A 21,675-nucleotide genomic window follows, 5' to 3' on the forward strand; every position below is an offset into this window, starting at 1 on the left:
ATCATATTATAGCATATCCCATTTCCTCCGTCTATATCTTTTGGAAAAATCGGTATTTGTCGTATAGATGTACTTCTATCAACAGATATGATCTTATAGAGCCTTGCCTAATCAAAAGGCAAGCGTCCGACAGCAAATGAATAACTCCATCGCTGCCGGACGCCGCAAATTGGGTGAGTATAATATATATAAGATGATTAACTCCTATATACCGTAATAAATAAACAAACTATACAGACGGCATGCAAAGCGATTATCTGAACGCCGTATCATAGTATGCGACTGTAAGATACTGGCTTTCCTGAATACCATCGGATGTAAGCCCGTTAATATCTTTCAGTTCGTCGATATAAGCATAGATCGAATCATAGTCTTCATTCATATATTCCTTTGCGATATCCCATAAGGTATCGCCGGATGCAATCTCAATACTCTTATAATACTTATGTCTGACCGGAGACTCCGTGGAATTGCCATGGGCGTCTACAAATCCATTGCTTAAAATAACGCTTAAGGCCAATACAAGCGCACAGCCCGCAAAACCTAATATCAACTTCTTCATAAATACTTGTCTCTGTCTTTTTCTTGCCACGTGTAATCTGCTGGTCTCCATAGTATCCTCTCCTCCTTAATTATCCCTTATCCCCTCGTGTAAAAACATTTGTTCGTGAACATCTGTTCTATGCTTTGAATTATACAACCCGAACGCACGTTTGTCAATACTTGAAGAAAAAATATTCGAACATATTTTCTAAACATTTGTTTGCTTTTTATAATCTGCTATGATAAAATATAACCAAATAATTACAGAACGCATGATACAGGCAATATATAAGGAGGTTTCTATGGCTCAAGGTAAGATTAGTCCGAAGCAGCAGGAAATATTAGAATACATAAAATCACAGATACTGGAAAGAGGCTTTCCGCCTGCGGTGCGTGATATTTGCGAGGCTGTGCATCTCAAGTCCACTTCCAGCGTCCACTCCCACCTGGAGACGCTGGAGAAGAATGGCTACATACGCAGGGATCCGACGAAGCCAAGAGCGATAGAGATACTGGATGAATCTTTTAACTTTACCCGCAGGGAGATGGTCAACGTGCCAATGGTAGGCAGGGTTGCCGCAGGCGAGCCGCTGCTTGCCGAGCAGAACGTCGAGAACTACTTCCCGATTCCCATGGAATTCATGCCTAATAACCAGACGTTTATGCTGCGTGTCAAGGGCGACAGCATGATTAATATAGGCATTTTTGACGGAGATCTTGTTCTTGTGGAGCAAAGACAGACCGCCCGCAACGGCGAGGTGATTGTCGCTCTTGTTGAGGACGGCGCAACGGTGAAGCGCTTTTTCAAAGAAGAAGGCGTCTTTCGCCTGCAGCCCGAGAATGATGCCTTGGATCCAATTATCGTAAAAGAGGTTCAGATACTCGGCAAAGTGATTGGAGTCTTCCGTTTCCTTTCATAATCTACAACATTATTTGTTCCTAATAAAATAATAAAGAAAGCCCATAGTCCGGCAGTTACAGATCAACGATATTTAGAGATCTGTAATGCCAGATTAAGGGCTTTCTCTATTACAGGCAGCGATATTTGGATTACTATCGCAATCTGTTGTCTTTTATTGTTAATCGCTTTGAGACCGGATAGTAAATTTCTGTTATCAGACTATCCTCCTGTGCTTGCGATGGATTTGCCACATACACTTCAAAAACCGCGCTGCTGCTTACATATCCTTCCTTTTCCGCCCATTCCCTCTGTCTGGTATATACGGAAGACAGTTCCGAATAGGAGCCATACAAAGTTGTTTTCAGGCAAAGTCCCGGGCAAAAGTCTCTTGTTCCGGTGGCATGCTCTTTTACAGGAACGGCAAATTCCATATCAAGGCCTGCCGGACTGAATTCGGCACTGTGAAATAGCGCCATAGGCGGAGCGGCTGTCGTCAGGCCCAAGTCCTCGATTTTCTCAAAGATCCGTCCAAAACAATTGGCGTATTCTTCCTCGAACTCACATTCACGGACATTCTTTCGAATGGATACAAGATACATCATGGGCACTTCGACCAGGCTTACATCAATATTTTCCATATAAGACATAATGGATCTTCCCTGTTCCAAGGTTAAGATATCCTTATTCAGGCGGTCGTGAGTATCTCTTAGTTCCTGTACCATCTTCTTAAGTTCCCTTTTTTTCCTGATCAATTCCACATAAAGTTTTTCATCCTGCGGCTTCTTTGCGTCCAGAATCGCCCTAATCTCTTCTAAAGAGAAATTATAGGACTTCAGCCGGTTGATAAAAAGCATCCTTTTTAACTGTTCGATCGAGTAGTACCTGTACCCGTTCTCAGGATTGATCTCATCCGGCAGAATCAGTCCGATTTCTGCATAATAGCGAAGCGTCTTGGTTGACACCTGGCAGATGTTTGAAAACTCGCCGATAGATAACATTGCTTTTCCTCTCCGGTTCTTTTCTTATCAGTCTATAAATCTTTTATGTCGCCGAATCGTCTTCCGTCGCTCCAAATGCGCTCCAGATTATAAAATTCTCTGTTTTCATCGTCAAATACATGCACGATAATATCACCGTAATCCAGAAGTACCCAAGAGCCGCCATTTCGTCCTTCTCCCTGCTTCTGGATGAATCCGGCCTTGTGCATCTTTTCTTCCACATTGTCAACCAGGGCTTTTACCTGGCTGTCGCTGTTCCCATTGGATATAACAAAATAATCTGCAAGTACCGAGATATGCGAGATATCAATGACACAGGTGTCTTCTCCTTTTTTATCTTCCAGCGCCTCAAATGCGACGCGTGCCATTTCCTTTGCTTGTTCCATGCTATTCCTCCTTCTGATCTAATTTCTCTTTATAATATTGATATGATTTCTCTGTCATAGGGTCAATCGGGATGTTCCTGCTGTCAAGATATACCAGCGAATCCTTTAATATCCGGTACAGGCAGGCATCGATATCATGAAAAGCCAGTTTCCGTACTTCCGCCATATTTGGAAGTTCTTCCCTGCCAGGCTCGATATAATCGGCGATATAAATAATCTTCTCCAGCAGCGACATGTGCGGCCTTCCGGTAGTGTGGCTGGCAATGGCGTTCACAATCTCCTTGTCGTCAACATGGTACTTCTTTGCCGCCAGGAAAGCCCCCAGTTTCGCGTGCAGCAGGCTGGGATTGGCCTTCTCCACTTCGGAAACGCTCAGATGATATCGGCCGCAGAGCTTGATCTTGTTCTCGCCGGATATACATTTGGCGCAGTCATGGAGCAGTCCTGCCATCAGCGCCTTATCAATGTCCGCATCGTAGCGCATTGCCATGGACGCGGCAGTATACATGACGCCCAGGGTATGCTCATAACGCTCTTTGTCCAGTTCCGCCATCAGCTTACGGCGTATTCTGGTTATCTTTTGATTCATATGCTGCCATTCCTCTCATACAGATGATTTCTGATAATATAGTCTTCCACGCTGGATGGAACATAGGCTGCGATCGACTTGCCGCTTTTAATCTCTCTTCTTAGCTCGCTCGACGATACGCTCATCAAAGGCGTCGCCAATAGCCGGATATGGGCATCGTACTTTCGCGTCAGATACTGAATCTGCTCTTCCATCTCAGCCCTGGTATTGATCTCGTCACGGTAGGTGGCCAGTACGGTACAGGTTGGAAATAACCGTTCCGGATGCGCCCAAGTCTCGATGGCAAACAGCGAGTCCGCGCCGATGATAAAATAAAACTCATCCTCCGGATATATCTGATTAAAAAATTCCATCGTACTGTAGCTATAAGATACTTCCTCCCGGCATGCCTCATACAATTCCAGCCGGAATTCTTCCTTTCCGCCAATTGCCAGTCTCACCATCTCGATCCGGTCATCTACGTCGGATTCAATTGTAGTTCTGTCTTTGTGGGGAGGATGCCCATTGGGCATGAACCATATCTGATCCAGATGGAATGTTTCATATGCAGCCTGTCCCAGCATAAGATGCCCATTATGGATCGGATCAAACGTCCCTCCCATGATTCCAATCTTCATAATTATCTGCCTCGCTCTGCCACATGAAGCCTCCGTAATGCTGAGGGATATTAAGGCAGCTGTATCTTCTTATTCTTATCTTTTCCTTCTTTATATAAGACAATCTTCTTTCCGATCACCTGCACGACTTGGGATTTGGTGCGTTCCGCCATCATATCCGCCAGTTCGCGGGGATCATCGGCACAGTTCTTCAGCACGCTGATCTTGATCAGTTCCCGTGCCTGAAGCGCTTCCGCAACCGCTTTCGTAAGTTCCGGCGTCATGCTGTTCTTCCCAATCTGGAAGATCGGGTCCATTGTCATGGCAAGGCTTTTTAGGTATGCTCTTTGCTTTGTCGTCATCGTCTGTCATTCTCCTGTTCTATTTCACTATTTATAATAATCAAACTGCAGCCCGTACATCCGCACCGTGTCGCCTTCCTGGATGCCTGCGGCCTCCAGTTCATCCAGGATTCCGGTATCCTTTAAGAACTTCTGGAAGAAGGCAAAGCCTTTCTCCGAGTCCAGGTTGGTATAGCCCAGCATCTTCTCGATCTTCGGGCCTTCCACCACATAGATATCGTCTTCCTTTTCGACGGTATATGGGAGGTTCTCGTGGATCAGTTCTTCTTCCGGGAAATATTCCGGCTCGAAGATCACTGGCGCCTGATCCAGCTCGCTCAGCCTGTCGGATACAAAGTAGAGAAGTTCCTTGATTCCCGCTCCGGTAACGCCGGATATCGGGAAGACACGGATTCCCTTAGGTTCGAATTCATCTTTCAGCCTCTGGATCGGATCTTCCCCCTCCGGGTATATGACATCCACCTTGTTGGCTGCGATCACCTGCGGCCGTTTGGCGATATCCGGGTTATAGGCCTCTAATTCCGCGTTGATCTTATAGATATCATCAACCGGGTCCCGGCCTTCCGTACCAGCGGCATCTACCACATGGATCATCAATTTGGTGCGCTCGATATGGCGCAGGAATTCATGGCCCAGGCCGACTCCTTCGGATGCCCCTTCAATCAGCCCTGGGATATCCGCCATCACGAATCCTCTGCCATCAGGCAAGTCTACAACGCCAAGATTTGGATTCAGCGTGGTAAAATGATAGTTGGCAATCTTCGGATCCGCATTCGTCACCCTGGATAGAAGCGTGGACTTTCCTACATTGGGAAATCCCACAAGGCCCACATCCGCGATCACTTTCAATTCCAGATTCACCCACAATTCCTGGGATGGCTGTCCGGGCTGGGCATATTTGGGAATCTGCATGGTAGACGTTGCGAAATGCTGGTTTCCCAGGCCTCCTCTTCCGCCTTTTAAGATCACCTGCCGACGGTTGTCTCCGGACATATCGGCAATTACTTTGCCAGATTCCGATTCCTTGATGACGGTTCCTTCCGGCACCTTCAGCACGATATCTTCCGCATCCTTGCCGTGGCATCTGCGCTTTCCGCCTTGCTCTCCGTCTTTTGCGGCATATTTCTTCCTGTGCCGGTAATCCTGCAGAGTATTCAGCCCCTCATCCACTTCAAAGATGACATCGCCGCCTCTTCCGCCATCGCCGCCGTCAGGCCCGCCGTTTGGCACATAGAGTTCCCGGCGGAAACTGACGTGTCCGTCACCGCCTTTTCCTGATTTTATGAATATCTTTGCTCTGTCTGCAAACATATAATGTTCCTCTTTCTTTTTTTGCTTATTTTCCCCAATATCCTGTATATTATATCATAAGGAACGGCTATTTGCCATCCCCATCCTGACCGCTAAAAAAAAGAGTACTGCCTTATAACCAGAACCAGTTATCTGCAGCACTCTTCTTCGTAGTCTGTTATTATTTAGCAACCGGATAGATAGAAACCTGTTTCTTATCTCTTCCTTTTCTCTCAAATCTTACAACGCCATCAACCAGCGCGAATAATGTATCGTCTCCGCCGCGGCCAACATTGATTCCTGGATGAATCTTTGTTCCACGCTGTCTGTAGAGGATGTTGCCAGCTTTTACAAACTGTCCATCCGCTCTCTTAGCGCCCAGTCTCTTAGATTCAGAGTCTCTGCCGTTCTTTGTAGAACCAACACCTTTTTTATGAGCGAAAAACTGAAGGTTTAATTTCATCATGGTTGTTACACCTCCTCGAATGTTAAATCAATATATTCTGCATAGTTCTCATCATCCGCCATTTCTCTCAGACCAAGAATCATAGTCTTTAACAGCAGCGCTGCCTCCTTGGAGGGCGCGCCATTCACATGGAAGGAAACAATCCCTTCCTCCTCGTCGGAAAGTACCGACACCTCGTCATCCGTATATAGTTCAATGGCATTCATCGTGTTAATGACCAGCACGGAAACGGCTGCGCATACGATATCCTGTCCCATCTCGGCATATTCGGCATGTCCTTTGGTCTGAAAGCCTATGCATTCTTTACGGTCATTTTCATAAATGGTTACATGAATCATGGATTATCTCCAAATTAAGCATTGATTTTGTCAATTTTTACTGCAGTATACTGCTGTCTGTGACCATTTTTCTTATGGTATCCAGTTTTTCTCTTATACTTGTAAACAATGACTTTCTTTGCTTTTCCGTTTTCCACTACAGAAGCCTCTACGGTTGCTCCTTCAACGGTTGGATTTCCAACTTTTAATCCGTTATCGCTTACTGCAAGTACTTGGTCAAATGTATAAGTCTCTCCGGCCTCTACACCAAGCTTTTCTACTTTAATGATATCGCCTTCGGCTACTTTGTACTGTTTACCACCTGTTGCTATAATCGCGTACATATGGCACCTCCTATTATCATTACTCGCCAATTACGGTGTCCCTGCGGGAACTTTAAGACCTCATTGTGCGGCATACTGGTATATAATATCACAGGAATTGGCAAAAATCAAGTATTCTTGTGAAAATTTACCTGCAAAAGTATCAGGGCCGATACCACGCAGATGATGCCGATTATGTTGTACGCATCCAGCGTCTCATGATACAGCGCCACGCCAAACAAGCTGGCTGCCACCACTTCGAATGAAGCAATGATGGAGGCCTTGCTGCTCTCCATATACTTAAGCCCAATAGAATAGCTGACATAGGGAAGCGCCAGCGTCACTACGCTTCCAATGACAACCAGAGGCATCTTGGAAGGATTTGCCGCGATACGCTGTACCATAGATGCCGGCTGGCAGATGATCAGCGTTCCGACAGAGGCAAAGATGAACGTATATACGGTTACGGTAAGAGAATCGTATTTTCCTACCAGCACTTTTCCGAAAATGCTGTACAGGGAATAGCCGAATCCGGCGCAAAGGCCGATCAGCAGCGTAACCGCCCCGCTGCTTCCTGCATTGGCTCCAGACAGTCCCACTACCAGAACGCATCCGGCAAAAGACAATAGAAGGGCCACAACCTTCTGAAGCGTCAGTTTTTCCTTGAAAAAAAGAATCGACATGATCATGACAAAGAACGGCGCCGTATAAAGAAGGACCACTGCCACAGACAGGGACGCCCTCTGGACCGTCTCCGCATAAGCCAGGTTATTGATGAACAGGCTTCCCAGCCCTGTTCCTAAGAACCATTTCAAATCCTGCTTCTCAATCTTCAGTTTCCGATGGTCGGTAATCAGAAGAAACAATATCAAAACAGCAGCGGCCGAGCAAATGCGGACTGCTGCTGTCTGTCTCGTAGTAAATCCAATGTCTGCCACATATCTTGTAACAATTCCCATCGAGCCCCATAAGACTGAGGCCATCAATACGAATAACGGGGCTAATTTTTTCATAGGCATTCCCTTTCGCTAAATCGCTAATAAACTGCAGGCATTTTTGTAAAATATCTGATCCTTTTCTTCCTCTGTAAGAGGCATGCCGGACAGAAGTTCTATGAACTCTTTCTGCCCTGCCCATGGGGAGTCGGTGGCAAATAAGATCTTGTCAGCGCCATGGGTCCGGACGATCCGGACGAACTGCTCATCCGGTATCTTGCCCAGTACCACGCCCGTATCGAAGTAGACGTCTTGGCCTACCAGATACTCTTCCACGTCATCCCACATCTCATTGCCCCCAAGATGCGCAAGTACCATATTCTCGGGCGCTACCTCGCGGATTAATTCCAGCGCCATCTGAGGCGTGCAGTGAACGTCCTCCGGGCACTTTGGGTCCCGTCCGGCATGCACGACGGTGATCAGCCCTAGTTCTGAGGCGTAGGACACCAGCCTCTTGTAACGGATATCATTGAAATACATTTCCTGATAGTCCGGATGCAGCTTGATGCCTTTCATCCCAAGGCTTTTAATCTCCTGCAATTCCTGCTTGTAGTTTTCGCTTTCCGGATGGATGCCGCCAAAAGAGATCACAGGACCCTCAAGATAACTGGATGCAAACCGGTTGATGGATGGAATCTGGGACACCTTGGTAACAGCCGGCAATGCCACGGAGATGTCAACTCCCGCCCTTTCGCCGGACGCCTTCAGTCCTTCGTATGTGCCATCTGTATAGGGAGTTACCTTGCAGACCCCTTCCAGAAAGTCTAAGGTTCCTTTTGCAATTTTATCCGGAAACATATGTGTATGAAAATCTATTATCATAATTATTTGTCACATTCCTTCATTTTATCAGAGTAATAGCCGATGATATCACGCCGCGTGATGATGCCGATAAAGTGTTCCTGATCATCAACCACCGGAACGAAATTCTGTTCCATCGCCTTACCGATCAGGTCTTCCATATTCGATTCAGCGGTTACGCATTGATAGTCCAACCGGCGTTCAATCTTCATAATGCTAATATCCTCCGCATCTTTAATGCTCAGAATATTCAGCTTCTTCAATGACCACAGAACGTCGCCTTCTGTAATCGAGCCAACGTATTTCCCCTCCCGATTCAAGATCGGCACCGAAGAATACTTGTGGTATTCCATAATCTCCAAAGCCTGGCGCAGCGTATGGTAATCATAGATGTATGCCAGCTCGCTTTTCGGCTTCAAGAAAAATAAGATATTCATTTTAGACCTCCCCAAGTCTTTATATCATTGTTTTTACGAATATATCGTAGATTGCATTGACAGCGGTTTCAAAATCATGGTTCCTTACCCCGATAATGATATTAAGCTCGCTGGAGCCCTGGTCAATCATCTTGACATTGACGTTGGCATGCGCCAGAGCGGAAAAGATCCTTCCAGACGTTCCCCGGGTCGCGCGCATTCCTCTTCCCACCACGGCGACCAGAGCCAGGTCTGATTCCAGTTCCAGGAAATCCGGCTCCACAGCCCTGTGAATTCCGGCGATTACCTTCTGCTCTTTCTCCTCGAACTCATCCTGATGGACGAAGATCGTCATCGTATCGATCCCGGAAGGCATATGCTCGATGGAAATGTCATTTTCCTCAAAGACTTCCAACACCTTTTTACAGAATCCCACCTCTGAGTTCATCATGGCTTTTTCCACCGTAATGGACGCAAAATCCTTCTTACCGGCAATTCCCGTAATAACAAACCGAGGCTTTCTGCAAGTTCCCTCCACGATCAAGGTCCCTTTATCCTCCGGTGAATTGGTATTGCGGATATTAATCGGAATTCCTTCTTTGCGTACCGGGAAGATGGCATCTTCATGCAGCACCGTCGCGCCCATGTAGGATAATTCCCTTAATTCCCTGTATGTAATGACGTCGATAGATTTGGGCTTTCTTACGATCCTTGGATCCGCGATCAAGAACCCGGACACATCCGTCCAGTTCTCGTACAGATCGGCATGGACAGCCTTTGAGACAATGGATCCCGTAATGTCGGAGCCCCCTCTGGAAAATGTCTTGATCTTTCCTCCTGGCATGGAGCCATAGAATCCTGGTATAACGGCCCGCTCCGTCTTCGCCAGCCTTTTGGACAATAACTTGTCTGTCTTCTCCGCGTCAAAATTGCCGGCGGCGTCAAACAGGATGACTTCCGCGGCATCAATAAATTCGTACCCCAGATAGGCTGCCATGATTATGCCATTTAAGTATTCTCCTCTGGACGCCGCATAGTCTCTTCCGATCTTCTTGCTGAAGTTCTCGCGGATCGTCCGGAACTCATCATCCAGGCTAAGCGTAAGCCCCAGGCCGCTTATAATCTCTTCATACCGTTTCTTTATCTCAGCAAGCAGGCCCTCGAAATTCTCCTCGCACTCGTCCTCTTCCAGGAGTGCCTGCCCATAGCAGCTATACAGCAGATCCGTTACCTTTGTATCGTCCGGCGTCCGTTTTCCGGGTGCAGAAGGAATCACATATTTTCTTGCCTCATCCTTCTTAATAATCTTGCCAACTTTCTTAAACTGCTCTGCACTTGCTAATGAACTTCCACCAAACTTTACAACTATCTTCATCTCTTTTGTATTCCTCCAAACTGCTTAATCCTATGACTTCAATAAATGACTTCTATTATATTACATCATTTTTCCATCATCTGCAATGGAATATCTTTATGAAATACAATTCCCTTAATCCCAAGCCTCTGTGCGGTTTCTACATTTTCAGGGCGGTCATCATAGAACACGGCCTCTGCCGGATCGATGGAATATCTTTTTAGAAGAAGGCGGTATATCTGCTCATCTGGCTTAATGCACTTTTCTTTCCAGGAGAATATGCCGCCGTCGAACGTATCCAGAAACTTCAATTTCTCATATGCCTGCCGATGAAGTTCATAGGAGAAATTGGAAAGGTAGTAAATCTTATATCCTTGGTCCCGAAAATAGCGAATCCACGCTTCCGTATAGGATAATGGCCGGATGGTTCCCCCAAATCCGGCGAATACCTCCCGGATCTGCGCTTCGCAGGAGGGTTCATTCTCAATAAAGAGCTGCAGCCACTCTTGCGTGGATACGATTCCACGGTCGCCTTCCACCCAGTCTTCATTTCGAAATACCGCATCTGCTACCTTTTCCCGGATATCCTCCTCGTATCCAAAACTATCCAGATACGTCTTCCAGTCATAGTCAACCAATACTTTTCCGATATCAAAAATTACCGTATTCATGCCCAACCCTTTCTTCTGCTTCTTTTCGCTTCAATCATCCGTCCGTATCACATCAGCGAATTCGGCATTTGCTGCCTTTTGCAAGTCAAATGGCGATAATTTCAACTGCATGCCAAGCCGCCCTCCGCTAATATGGATCTGTTCCAGTTTCTTTGCGCTTTCCTGGATTACGGTAGGAAACTGCTTCTTCATTCCGATTGCCGTGCATCCCCCTCTGATGTAGCCCGTCACTTTTGTCAGATCCTTAAGATGCAGCATCTCCAGAGATTTTTCCTTCACCGTTCTGGCTGCCTTCTTAAAGTCTATCTCCGCCTCTATGGGAATGACGAATACATAGTATCCGCCACTTTTTCCAATGGTTACCAGCGTCTTGTAAACCAGTTCATGGGGATAGCCCAGCTTATCCGCCACCTGGACTCCGTCCGTAAATTCATCGCATTCGTAAGTCGTATACTCATAGGAAATCTTCAGCCGGTCCAAGATGCGCATGGCATTGGTCTTTACTTCCTTCTTGCTCATAATCATTCCTCCTGTCGCATGTGCATGCCGCGCAATGTTAGAATAAGCTTAACTGCTCGTATGCATAAGGCTGCCTGTAGCTGTGGATGATATCTTTCATCTGGTAAAGAATATGATGCTTCTCGCATTCTTCTTTCAAAACGTTCCACAAACTCTTGGCCTTCGGGCTTCTGCATTCATAATAAGAGCCATATCTTTTCTGATACTTCTCCACATATCCCTGTCCGGGGAACAGTTCATTCAGCTTGCCGTAATACCAGTCCCGCTGGTTGCCTCGAAGCGTCACTCCGAAAGCCGGGTAGGTAAACCTGGCTCCGGCATCCGCCGCCATTTGGACAATCTGGCGGATATTCTCCGGGGAATCCTCCAGATAAGGCAGTACCGGCATCAGTAGTATCCCTGCATAGATTCCGGCATCCGACAGTCTCCGGATCATCTGGAAGCGTTCCGAGGATGGGCCTACGCCAGGCTCGATCTTGGCGGCAAGCGCATCGTCGCTGGTGGTTATGGTCACCTTGCACAGCACCGGGGAATGTTCCTTGATATCGGATAGAACGTCTATATCCCGCGTCAGCAGACTGCTCTTCGTGGCGATGGCAATGCCGAATTCAAACGCATCGCACAGTTCCAAGGCATGCCGGGTAAGAAGCAGTTCCTTTTCATAAGGATTGTAAGGATCACTCATGGCTCCCGTGGCCACGACTCCTCTCTTTACCTTGCGGCGCAGATCGTCCCGGATGATCCGAAGCGCGTCCTCCTTAGCCATGACCTTGTCAAATTCCTGGATGCCATAGCATTCGGAGCGGCTGTCGCAGTAGATACAGCCATGGCAGCAGCCCTTATAGATATTCATATTATAATCGGCGCCAAACCATTCCCCGGGCTTTTTCATCCTCGTCACGATGGTCTTGGCGGGAATATATTCGATCACAGGCTTATTTCCTTTCCCAATGCTTCTAAGGTTACGTAGCCAGACGGCGTTCCATCCTGTCTGGCATATACCTCCAGGCGATGAAAATGAAGCGGCACATTCTGAGGCTCTTCTCCACAATACTTCAGAAATGCGTCCATCACCAGATCCGGCTTTAAGTTCTGCTCGCTTCCGGTCGCAAGGAACAGATGCCATCCATCCTTGCATGCCTCCATATTATAGATCATCGGCTTGATATCCACTTCTTTCTCGCTGCGTTTTGTCTTCTTCATCACCACGATTTCAGGAAGACCCATAAATGCTTCCGTCTTTTCGATCCAGCATTCCGGGATGTCTTCTGTTATCTCAGATGTCCTGGAAGACGCAAGCAGCGTCACCTTATAATCAGCGGCGGCAACGATCGTCATGCCGCTTGCCTTCTTCTCATCCGGAATCTCCCGGAAGCTTACGACCTCCACGCCTTCCACCATGGCCTTATTCAGCCGTTCTACTGCCTCGGCAGAGGCGATCGGCGCTTTTAATTCCACATCCATATATTCGCCGTCGCTGGTAAGACCAACGCCCAGGGGCTGGGCAAAGGACATAATCATATGAGGGCTGTACCCTCCGCTGAGTGCGATGGGAATCTGGGCCCTTCGCATTGCCTTCTGGAAAAAACGCATCATATCCAGGTGTCCGATGAATTTCATGACTCCATATTTCCGAAATTTAATTCTTGCTTTCAATGCAGACACCTCCTTTATACTTTGCGGCTCCGCACCCGGAACACTGCATCCTGCAGTTGGGCGTCACCTCTCCTGCCAGTGCGCGCTCCCATTCCTTGCGGAGGAAGGCCTTGGTAACCCCGATGTCAATAAAGTCCCAGGGGAATATTTCCGCCGCGTCTCTCTGCCGGCAGTTATAAAACTCAATATCAATGCCCGTGTTTTCAAAGGCTTTCATCCACTTATTATAACAAAACGTCTCGCTCCAGGCATCGTACAGACATCCCTGGCGGTAGGCCTCCTCAATGACCTGCCCGATCTTCCGGTCGCCGCGGGCCAGAACCCCTTCCAATACCGTAGTCTCCGCGTCATGCCAGTTATATTTCAAACTCTTGCGGTTGAGCTGCTCCTGGAACTCGTGCTTTACGATGGCGGCTCTGGCAATATACTCTTTATTGCTGTACATCCTTGCCCACTGGAATGGAGTGAATGGCTTGGGGATAAAAAAGGAGGTGCTTGTGGTGATCTGGCATTTTCCGTTTCTTTCCTCCTTGGGGATCTCGTAATATCTCCGGGCGATCTTATCCGCCAGCCTTGGGATCTCTTTCATATCCTCTTCTGTCTCCGTAGGCAGGCCGAGCATGAAATAAAGTTTTACCTTATTCCATCCTCCTTCAAATGCCTGTCCGGCCCCCTCCAGTATCACCTCTTCTGTCAGCCCCTTGTTGATCACGTCCCGCAGGCGCTGGGAGCCTGCCTCCGGCGCAAATGTCAGGCTGCTTTTGCGGACATCCTGAACCTTGCTCATGACATCCAGAGAAAAGGCATCGATCCGAAGGGACGGCAGGGAAATATTGATTCCTTCCTCCTTAAACGCTTCAATCAGATAGGTGACCAACTCCTTTAACTGGCTGTAATCGCTGGAACTCAAGGAACTTAAGGATATCTCCTCGTGGCCTGTATTCTTCAGCATCTCGTAGGCATATTCCTTCAGCACCTCTACGTCCCTCTCCCGGGTTGGGCGATACAGCATGCCTGCCTGGCAGAAACGACAGCCGCGGATGCATCCCCGCTGGATTTCCAGTACCACCCGATCCTGCGTCGCCTTGATAAATGGAACCACCGGGGCTTTGGGATAATAGGTATTGGTCACATCCGTTACCATCTGTTTCTGAATCGTGGCCGAGGCATGGGAATTATTCGGAGTGAAGGAAGCAATCGTCCCATCCTCCTTATACGCCACGTCATAGAAGGCTGGAACATAGATTCCTTCGATTTCAGCCGCTTTTTCTAAGTAGTCCTTTCTGGTACCACTATTTTTCTTATTCTCTTTATAAGCATCCAGGAGCTGATCATAGACCGTCTCCCCTTCTCCCATATAGAACAGGTCAAAAAATTCGGCCAGCGGTTCCGGGTTATAAGTGCATGGACCGCCCCCTATGACGATCGGATCTGACTCATCCCGGTCTGATGCCCTCCAGGGAATCTGGCTTAAGTCCAGGATCTGCAGAATGTTCGTATAGCACATCTCATACTGGATCGTAATGCCCAGGAAATCAAAATCCTTGATGGGATCCTGTGATTCCAGCGCAAATAGAGGAATCTTCTGCTCCCTCATTATCGCGTCCAGATCTGTCCACGGAGAATAGACCCGCTCGCACCACACATCATCCCGCCGGTTAAACATGTCATATAGTATCTGGATACCCAGATGGGACATGCCAATTTCATAGACGTCCGGAAAGCACATGGCAAACCGGATGTCCACCTTATCCTTGTCTTTCATCACCGAGTTTACCTCGTTCCCGATATACCGGGCAGGCTTCTCGATTTTTAATAATATTTCATCACTTAATGCTAATCTTCTCATGTTTTCATCCTTTATACTTTATGCATGTTACATAACGCTTTTATTATATCATCCTATGGTAGAACTTCAAGCAAATAATTTTCAATGGAAAGAAAGGAGAGCCCCACGCGGAAGGCTCTCCTTTGACAGTTTGCGGCTTTATTGAGCATTTTCAAGTACGCTTCTGTCTATTGCCTTGTTCTGATGCGCCACGATCGTCGTGCACACAGCATCTCCAGTAATATTGACCGCCGTCCTGGTCATATCCAGAATACGGTCAATGCCCATGATCAGCCCGATCGCTTCTACCGGAAGGCCTACAGAGTTGAATACCATGGTCAGGGTTACAAGCCCTACGCTGGGAACGCCTGCGGTTCCGATGGATGCCAGCGTTGCGGTTCCGATGACCGTAATATAGTCTGTCATGGTAAGATGGATGCCGAATGCCTGTGCCGCGAACACTACCGCTACGCCCTGCATGATGGCAGTACCGTCCATATTGATGGTCGCCCCAAGCGGAATCGTGAAGGATGAGATCTTCTTGGATACGCCCATCTTTTTTGCCAGCGTGTCAATGGACAGCGGAATAGTGGCATTGGACGTGGCTGTGGAAAACGCGAACGCCATCACCGGGAAGAAATTCTTAATGAATTTGATCGGATTCAGCCCCGTAAATACTTTAAGCAGTCCCAGATATACGATGAGGCATTGGATCGCCAGAGCCAGCAGCACCCCGATCATATACTTTCCAAGAGGCAGGAACGCGCTAAAGCCAATATTGGCAAATGTCCTGGAAATCAGGCAGAATACGCCGATCGGAGCCAGGCTCATGACCATCATGGTCATCTCCATCATGATATCATTGAATTGGCCGAAAAAGTTGCTGACCGTCTCTGCCCGATCGCCCAGTTTGGCCAATATCACGCCGATGATCAGCGCAAAGACGATGATCTGCAGCATGCTGCCGCTGGCCAGAGAGTTGACCGGGTTGTCCGGGATGATGTTCAGCAGGGTATCGGTAAGCGATGTAGCCTCCATCTGCGCCACATCGGCAGCGTTCGTCTTGATCGCGCTCATATCAAGCCCGACTCCGGGATCAATAATATTTCCCACCGTCAGAGCCACGGTAATGGCGAGGGCTGTTGTAAAAAGATAGAAGATCAGCGTCCTCACCCCTACCGTGCCCAGTTTTTTCGTATCCCCGATGGCCATGCTTCCACACACCAGAGAGCAGAACACCAGCGGCACCACCAGCATCTTCATCAGCCGGATGAACCCTTGTCCAATTACATATAAGATTCCTTCTACGACAATATCATCTCTGACATGCCCGGAAGGTACCAGATAGCATAGGATAATCCCGAATATTGCACCTGCGATCAGAGCGATGAAAATTTTTGTCGTTAGTCCAATCTTCTTTTCTTTTGCCGTCTTTCCCATTCTAGCCCTCCTTTCTTTCCTTCATATATTCTTCCAGTGAACGCTTCCATTCCGGCATCTCGTACACATCGATGATCCGCAGGATGAAGTTGTCAAGCACCGCGTAGGCAGGCCTTTCGGAAGATAGATCCGATTCGCTGGTCGGCACTGCCTTAAGGCTGCCTTCCTTGCCGGAAAATCTCAGAATCTCCTGGGCGAATTCAAAGCGGCTGCACACGCCCTTGCAGGTGACGTGGTAAGTGCCATACTCATTGGTCCGGATCAGATACAGGATAATTCTTGCCAGATCCTTTGCGCTGGTCGGCGAGCCAAACTGGTCGGATGCCACTGCAAGCGTCCTTCCTGCTTCCGCTGCATCAAGTACTTTTGTGACGAAATTATTCCCTCGTCCATAGACCCAGTTGCTCCTGATGATGAAGTGCTTATGGGTAAACTCTTTTACATAGTTCTCCCCTGCTCTTTTAGAGCGGCCGTACACTGTCCTTGGATTGGTATCGTCAAACTCGCTGTAGGGAGTCTTGCTCATCCCGTCAAATACGTCGTCGGTAGACAGCTGGACCATCTTAGCCCCTACTTTGCGCGCCACGATGCTTAAGTTGCGCGCGCCCAGCGCATTGACACGGTAAGCCAGTTCTGGCTCCCTCTCGCATACTTCCGTGTCCGTGACCGCCGCACAGTTAATAATAACATCCGGACGGTTGATCTCGCCAAAATTCAGCACCTCGTCCGTTTCTGTTATATCCAGTTCGTCCTTGTCCGTGTTGAACACTTCTACTTCTAATGGATTCAGGACTTCATTAATCGCAGTTCCTATCTGTCCGGAGGAACCGACTATCCAGATTTTGATCATTCTAACACCCTCCTTGGCATAGTAAAAGCGTTGATTAGTGTAAATCAACGCTTTTTTCTTCTCTCACGGAGGCTATTATATCAATTTCTTTTTCCTGTGTCAACAAATGTTGAAATCTATAGGTTCTTCCACACTTCCGCCACGTCCAGATCCGTCGTGATCTCCTGGACGATACGGTCGCTGCTTACGCTTTTTACGGTAATCCCATTATTATCCATGGCTACAAATGCTGCAAAAAGCATAAAGCACAGGAATAGGCGCAGTCCAAACGTGCCCGGCGCCATCTCCTCCTCATCTCCGTACAGCCTTGCATAGGCGAACTTGTACCTTGGATGGACTGCCGGCGGCGAATTTCTGTCACTGTATAAGGAACGGGTTTCCTCCAGAAGCTGGCGTCTTCGTTTTTCCGAATCGTTCATGCTGATCATCCTTTCTTACTTATGTAACAATCATAGCCTAAGAAAGTATATGCATGACCCATGCCTGTTCATTCCTGTTTCTAACGGTCCGCCAGTTCTTTTATGATATCTTCCCAACTGATGCCCTTTTCAACCATTAGCACCATAGCATGGTACAGGAAATCGGCCATCTCGTATTTTACCTCTTCCGGATTCGGGTTCTTGGCAGCGATCACTATCTCAGTGGCTTCTTCTCCCACCTTCTTCAATATCTTGTCGATTCCCTTGTCAAACAGGTAGTTGGTATAGGAGCCCTCTTTTGGGTTCTCCCTCCGGTCTACGATCGTGTCGTACACCGCTTCAAACACTTGGAGAGGATTGGTCTCGTCATAATCGTTGCCTACCAGCGGCTGGAAAAAGCAGGTAGGATTGCCTGTATGACAAGCCGCCCCGATCTGGTCCACTTTTGCAAGCAAGGTGTCGTAGTCGCAGTCGATGGTCAGGGACTTGACATACTGGAAATGTCCGCTGGTCTCCCCCTTGGTCCACAGTTGCTGCCTGCTGCGGCTATAGTAGGTCATCTTTCCCGTTTTAATGGTTTTATAGAAAGCCTCCTCGTTCATATATGCCAGCATCAGGACTTCCTGGGTCTTATAGTGCTGTACGACCACCGGGATCAGCCCCTGCTCATTCGTCTTGAACTGGGAGAATTCCATCATGCTTTCAAAAGATGTCATCTTAATCTCCTCCTGGCCGCATTTTTCCTTGAATTCCACGAAATCCATATCCGTCTGGCTGACAAACTTTCCAGAGAGGCCTTTGACTCCCGGGCATTTCAATATCTTGAACAGTTCCGGCTCCTCCATAGTGTCGGTTACGATCACGCAGGGCACCTCCGTCACATTCATAACAGAATTGAGATCCAGGCGATGCATGAATATGATCTCGCTGCTATAGTCATTGATCAGGTGCTGATGCTTGAACAGCGCGTCAAAGTCATTCAAGGACACCGCTATTTTCTCCTTTCCGAAGCGCTTCGCGGCATCCTCGATCAGCTTCACGCTGTCCGGCTTGGAGAAATTCAGCATGGCGCGCTTGGCACCTGCATACAGAATCTTCTTAATATCTTCCTGCCTTCTGATATTTCCGCCTGCAACCATGGGAATCCGTATCATGCGGTTCATCCGCTTCATCAGGTCTATCGCCTCGTCATGCTCCTCGTCCGAATCAGAGAGGTCGAAGACCAGCAGTTCGTCAGCCCCGTGGTCGCTGTAATATTTTGCAAGCCCGACGACGTCATCTGTCATTACCGTATCGTCGTCGAACCATTTTACCGCTTTGCCGCCTGCAATGAATATGCAGGGAATCAATCTTTTATAACTCATCATTTATGCCGCCTCCTTTATAGGCTCCCTTTTGTAGTCCATGCTTCCTGAATCCTTGGCTCAGGTAGCGTTGCCATGTCCAGTGCTTTTCCAAAACTCTTAAACAGCGCCTCTGCCATGTGATGGCTATTCTCCCCATCCAGAATGCGAAGATGGATATTCATCTTCGCGCTGTAGGACACTGCATAGAAGAATTCTTTGATCATCTCCGTATCCATATCGCCGATACGCTCTGCTGTAAACTCAGATTGGAACCTGAGATAGGGCCTTCCCGAGAGATCCACGGCGCATAAGGCCAGCGTCTCATCCATCGGCAGCATGAAATGCCCATAGCGCCGGATTCCCGCCTTGTCGCCGATGGCCTCAAGGATTGCCTGTCCCAGGACGATCCCTGTATCTTCTATGGTATGATGGCAGTCCACGTCCAGATCTCCCTTAACCTTCACCGTCAGATCGAATAATCCATGCCTGGCAAATCCATCCAGCATGTGATCAAAAAATCCAACTCCTGTGTCGATCTGCGTCTTTCCCGTGCCATCCAGATTCAGCGTAAGAGCAATATCCGTCTCTTTCGTAGTTCTTGTACAACTGGCTGTTCTATTCATGCTTCTAGCCCCCTGTCTTCGTATTTTACATCCGTCTATTCAAAGCGGACTTTGATGGAATTAGCGTGGGCAGTCAGCTGCTCCGCCTTCGCAAAGTCCTCGATATCCTCATGGATTGCCTCCAGCGCGTTTCTGGAGTATGCAATGATGCTTGATTTCTTGATAAAATCATCCACCGACAGCGGCGAGAAGAACTTGGCCGTGCCATTGGTCGGCAGTACATGGTTTGGTCCGGCAAAATAGTCTCCCAGCGGCTCGCTGGAATATTCGCCGATAAAGATAGCGCCTGCATTGCGGATCTTTGTCATCACGTCATAAGGATCCTTCGTCTGTATCTCCAGGTGCTCGGACGCGATCTCGTTTGCGGTCTCAATGGCGTCCTCCATGGAATCCGCGATCAATATGTAGCCGTAATTGTCAAGAGACTTGCTGATAATCCCGCTTCTTGGCAGTTCTTTTAAGAATGCGTCAACCTGGTCCGATACCTGTTCTGCCAGTTCCTCGCTTGTGGTTACCAGGATCGCGGAAGCCAGCTCATCGTGCTCTGCCTGCGACAGAAGATCCGCCGCCACATATCTGGGATTGGCAGATTCATCCGCGATCACCAGGATCTCGCTTGGGCCTGCAATGGCGTCAATGCTTACGTGGCCATACACGGCTTTTTTCGCCAGAGCCACATAGATATTGCCCGGGCCAACGATCTTGTCCACCTTCGGAATGCTCTGGGTTCCATACGCCAGCGCGCCGATTGCCTGGGCTCCGCCCACCTTGTAGATGGCAGTAGCGCCTGCCTCATGGGCGGCGACCAGGGTATTCGGGGTGACTTTCCCGTCCTTATCCGGCGGCGTCACCATAATAATCTCTTCTACGCCTGCCACTTTCGCAGGCATGATGTTCATCAGCACGGAGGATGGGTATACTGCTTTTCCGCCCGGCACGTATACGCCTACCCGCTTAAGCGGCGTTACCTTCTGTCCCAGCATGGTCCCGTCCGGCTTGCTGTCAAACCAGCTGTACTGCCTCTGCTTCTCATGGTAAGCCTCTATATTCTTGAGGGCCTTTCGGATAATCTCCACCAGTGCCGGGTCAGCCAGTTCATAGGCTTCCTTTATCTCATCTTCCGTTACCTTGATATTCGCGGCGCTGATGACTGCCTGGTCAAACTTACGCGTATAGTCAAAGACCGCCTCGTCCTTTTCTCTTTTGACGCGCGCGAGGATCTCTGCTACTCCTTTTTCGTACTCCCCATAATTGTTGGGGCTTCTCTTCAGCAGGTCTTCCAGAAGATTTTGTCTTGTATTCGCATCTAAACGTTGTATTCTCATGATAGCCTCTTCCTTTCTTTATATCGCGATCTGCGCGCGCAATCTGGTAAGAAGGGATTTGATCCGCTCGCTTTCCATACGCATGCTCACCGGATTGACGATCATCCTTGCAGATAGCGGGCACACTTCTTCCAGTACCTCCAGACCATTTTCCTTCAACGTGGAGCCTGTCTCCACAATATCCACGATCACTTCCGACAGCCCCACGATGGGCGCCAGCTCGATGGAGCCGTTCAGCTTGATGATCTCCACGGTCTGATGCTTGGTATTATAGAAATAATCCTTCGCGATATTCGGATATTTGGTGGCTACCCGGATCAATTCATGATGCTGCAGAAGCGGCGCTGCCTCCTTATGCCCGCAGACGCACATCTTGCATTTTCCATATCCCAGATCCAGAACTTCATGAACCTTGCGGCCCTCTTCCAGAATCGTGTCCTTCCCTACCACGCCGATATCGGCAGCGCCGTATTCGACATAAGTGGGCACATCCGGCCCCTTCGCGAGGAAGAAGCGAAGCTTCAGTTCCTCATTGGTGAAGATCAGCTTCCGGGACTCCTTATCCTTCATCTCCTCGCAGGTAATACCGATTTTTTCAAACAGTTCCAGCGTCTGGTTCGCCAGACGTCCTTTTCCCAAAGCAAATGTCAAGTATCTCATA

Annotated in this window: 27 protein-coding genes; 1 reads left to right on the forward strand and 26 read right to left on the reverse strand. The window is 48.3% G+C overall.

What is annotated here, in order from left to right; all coding sequences use genetic code 11:
* Positions 1-253: 253 nt before the first annotated feature.
* Positions 254-613, reverse strand: coding sequence for a LysM peptidoglycan-binding domain-containing protein (locus K0036_RS09740; RefSeq protein ID WP_025643461.1), 360 nt, complete (start codon positions 611-613; stop codon positions 254-256).
* Between the two features lie 232 nt (positions 614-845).
* Between K0036_RS09740 and lexA the strand changes: the two genes are divergently transcribed.
* A complete protein-coding gene (lexA, locus tag K0036_RS09745; protein ID WP_009248517.1) occupies positions 846-1,463 on the forward strand; it encodes a transcriptional repressor LexA in 618 nt (205 codons plus the stop codon).
* Positions 1,464-1,596: 133 nt separating this feature from the next.
* Here the strand turns inward: lexA and K0036_RS09750 are convergent, their stop codons facing one another.
* The 25 genes from K0036_RS09750 to hisG all read right to left on the reverse strand — a co-directional run bounded on the left by K0036_RS09750 (position 1,597) and on the right by hisG (position 21,674).
* A complete protein-coding gene (locus tag K0036_RS09750) occupies positions 1,597-2,442 on the reverse strand; it encodes a MerR family transcriptional regulator (RefSeq protein WP_220429634.1) in 846 nt (281 codons plus the stop codon).
* A 32-nt stretch (positions 2,443-2,474) separates the two neighbouring features.
* Entirely contained in the window at positions 2,475-2,828 is a 354-nt protein-coding gene (gene rsfS / locus K0036_RS09755) for a ribosome silencing factor (protein ID WP_220429635.1), read from the reverse strand.
* A 1-nt stretch (position 2,829) separates the two neighbouring features.
* Positions 2,830-3,417: a bis(5'-nucleosyl)-tetraphosphatase (symmetrical) YqeK gene (gene yqeK, locus K0036_RS09760; RefSeq protein WP_025643458.1), complete on the reverse strand. Its 588-nt coding sequence runs from the start codon at positions 3,415-3,417 to the stop codon at positions 2,830-2,832.
* Positions 3,414-4,034, reverse strand: coding sequence for a nicotinate-nucleotide adenylyltransferase (nadD, locus tag K0036_RS09765; RefSeq protein ID WP_173693351.1), 621 nt, complete (start codon positions 4,032-4,034; stop codon positions 3,414-3,416). Before nadD ends, yqeK begins: the two co-directional genes overlap by 4 nt.
* Before the next feature lie 50 nt (positions 4,035-4,084).
* The gene (yhbY, locus tag K0036_RS09770) at positions 4,085-4,375 is read right to left on the reverse strand and encodes a ribosome assembly RNA-binding protein YhbY (RefSeq protein WP_025643456.1); all 291 of its coding nucleotides are present in this window, start codon (positions 4,373-4,375) and stop codon (positions 4,085-4,087) included.
* 27 nt (positions 4,376-4,402) lie between these two features.
* Positions 4,403-5,686, reverse strand: coding sequence for a GTPase ObgE (obgE, locus tag K0036_RS09775; protein WP_173693352.1), 1,284 nt, complete (start codon positions 5,684-5,686; stop codon positions 4,403-4,405).
* 160 nt (positions 5,687-5,846) lie between these two features.
* On the reverse strand, positions 5,847-6,131 hold the full coding sequence (gene rpmA, locus K0036_RS09780; RefSeq protein WP_004606036.1) for a 50S ribosomal protein L27: 285 nt from the start codon (positions 6,129-6,131) through the stop codon (positions 5,847-5,849).
* Between the two features lie 5 nt (positions 6,132-6,136).
* Positions 6,137-6,469 (reverse strand): ribosomal-processing cysteine protease Prp, encoded by a 333-nt coding sequence (locus K0036_RS09785; RefSeq protein ID WP_173693353.1) that lies wholly within the window; start codon positions 6,467-6,469, stop codon positions 6,137-6,139.
* 14 nt (positions 6,470-6,483) lie between these two features.
* Positions 6,484-6,792, reverse strand: a complete 309-nt coding sequence (gene rplU, locus K0036_RS09790) for a 50S ribosomal protein L21 (protein WP_004606034.1) — start codon at positions 6,790-6,792, stop codon at positions 6,484-6,486.
* Between the two features lie 107 nt (positions 6,793-6,899).
* Positions 6,900-7,784, reverse strand: a complete 885-nt coding sequence (locus tag K0036_RS09795) for a DMT family transporter (RefSeq protein ID WP_227036329.1) — start codon at positions 7,782-7,784, stop codon at positions 6,900-6,902.
* Positions 7,785-7,799: 15 nt separating this feature from the next.
* Positions 7,800-8,588 (reverse strand): amidohydrolase family protein, encoded by a 789-nt coding sequence (locus K0036_RS09800; RefSeq protein WP_173693355.1) that lies wholly within the window; start codon positions 8,586-8,588, stop codon positions 7,800-7,802.
* Between the two features lie 2 nt (positions 8,589-8,590).
* Positions 8,591-9,004: a CBS domain-containing protein gene (locus tag K0036_RS09805; protein ID WP_025643452.1), complete on the reverse strand. Its 414-nt coding sequence runs from the start codon at positions 9,002-9,004 to the stop codon at positions 8,591-8,593.
* A 19-nt stretch (positions 9,005-9,023) separates the two neighbouring features.
* Entirely contained in the window at positions 9,024-10,358 is a 1,335-nt protein-coding gene (locus K0036_RS09810; RefSeq protein ID WP_025643451.1) for an aspartate kinase, read from the reverse strand.
* A gap of 65 nt (positions 10,359-10,423) precedes the next feature.
* Positions 10,424-11,008 carry an HAD family hydrolase gene (locus K0036_RS09815; RefSeq protein WP_025643450.1) on the reverse strand — a complete coding sequence of 195 codons (585 nt, stop codon included), beginning with the start codon at positions 11,006-11,008 and terminating at the stop codon, positions 10,424-10,426.
* Positions 11,009-11,038: 30 nt separating this feature from the next.
* Complete coding sequence (ybaK, locus tag K0036_RS09820; RefSeq protein WP_025643449.1) at positions 11,039-11,527, reverse strand: Cys-tRNA(Pro) deacylase; 489 nt, start codon at positions 11,525-11,527, stop codon at positions 11,039-11,041.
* 37 nt (positions 11,528-11,564) lie between these two features.
* Positions 11,565-12,455: an SPL family radical SAM protein gene (locus K0036_RS09825; RefSeq protein WP_334300878.1), complete on the reverse strand. Its 891-nt coding sequence runs from the start codon at positions 12,453-12,455 to the stop codon at positions 11,565-11,567.
* On the reverse strand, positions 12,455-13,183 hold the full coding sequence (locus tag K0036_RS09830; RefSeq protein WP_025643447.1) for a TIGR03936 family radical SAM-associated protein: 729 nt from the start codon (positions 13,181-13,183) through the stop codon (positions 12,455-12,457). Before K0036_RS09830 ends, K0036_RS09825 begins: the two co-directional genes overlap by 1 nt.
* Positions 13,167-15,032, reverse strand: a complete 1,866-nt coding sequence (locus tag K0036_RS09835) for a TIGR03960 family B12-binding radical SAM protein (protein WP_025643446.1) — start codon at positions 15,030-15,032, stop codon at positions 13,167-13,169. The genes K0036_RS09830 and K0036_RS09835 overlap by 17 nt, the downstream gene beginning before the upstream one ends.
* Before the next feature lie 138 nt (positions 15,033-15,170).
* A complete protein-coding gene (locus tag K0036_RS09840) occupies positions 15,171-16,451 on the reverse strand; it encodes a dicarboxylate/amino acid:cation symporter (RefSeq protein WP_025643445.1) in 1,281 nt (426 codons plus the stop codon).
* Between the two features lies 1 nt (position 16,452).
* Positions 16,453-17,301 (reverse strand): dTDP-4-dehydrorhamnose reductase, encoded by an 849-nt coding sequence (gene rfbD / locus K0036_RS09845; protein ID WP_220429637.1) that lies wholly within the window; start codon positions 17,299-17,301, stop codon positions 16,453-16,455.
* Between the two features lie 116 nt (positions 17,302-17,417).
* Positions 17,418-17,720, reverse strand: coding sequence for a hypothetical protein (locus K0036_RS09850; RefSeq protein ID WP_173693360.1), 303 nt, complete (start codon positions 17,718-17,720; stop codon positions 17,418-17,420).
* 80 nt (positions 17,721-17,800) lie between these two features.
* Entirely contained in the window at positions 17,801-19,084 is a 1,284-nt protein-coding gene (gene hisIE / locus K0036_RS09855) for a bifunctional phosphoribosyl-AMP cyclohydrolase/phosphoribosyl-ATP diphosphatase HisIE (RefSeq protein WP_220431296.1), read from the reverse strand.
* A 17-nt stretch (positions 19,085-19,101) separates the two neighbouring features.
* Positions 19,102-19,689: an imidazoleglycerol-phosphate dehydratase HisB gene (hisB, locus tag K0036_RS09860; protein ID WP_220429638.1), complete on the reverse strand. Its 588-nt coding sequence runs from the start codon at positions 19,687-19,689 to the stop codon at positions 19,102-19,104.
* Positions 19,690-19,724: 35 nt separating this feature from the next.
* A complete protein-coding gene (hisD, locus tag K0036_RS09865) occupies positions 19,725-21,014 on the reverse strand; it encodes a histidinol dehydrogenase (RefSeq protein ID WP_220429639.1) in 1,290 nt (429 codons plus the stop codon).
* Positions 21,015-21,032: 18 nt separating this feature from the next.
* Positions 21,033-21,674: an ATP phosphoribosyltransferase gene (hisG, locus tag K0036_RS09870; protein WP_004606019.1), complete on the reverse strand. Its 642-nt coding sequence runs from the start codon at positions 21,672-21,674 to the stop codon at positions 21,033-21,035.
* Position 21,675: the final 1 nt, after the last annotated feature.

It is taken from the genome of [Clostridium] scindens (assembly GCF_019597925.1).
Lineage (GTDB): Bacteria > Bacillota > Clostridia > Lachnospirales > Lachnospiraceae > Clostridium_AP.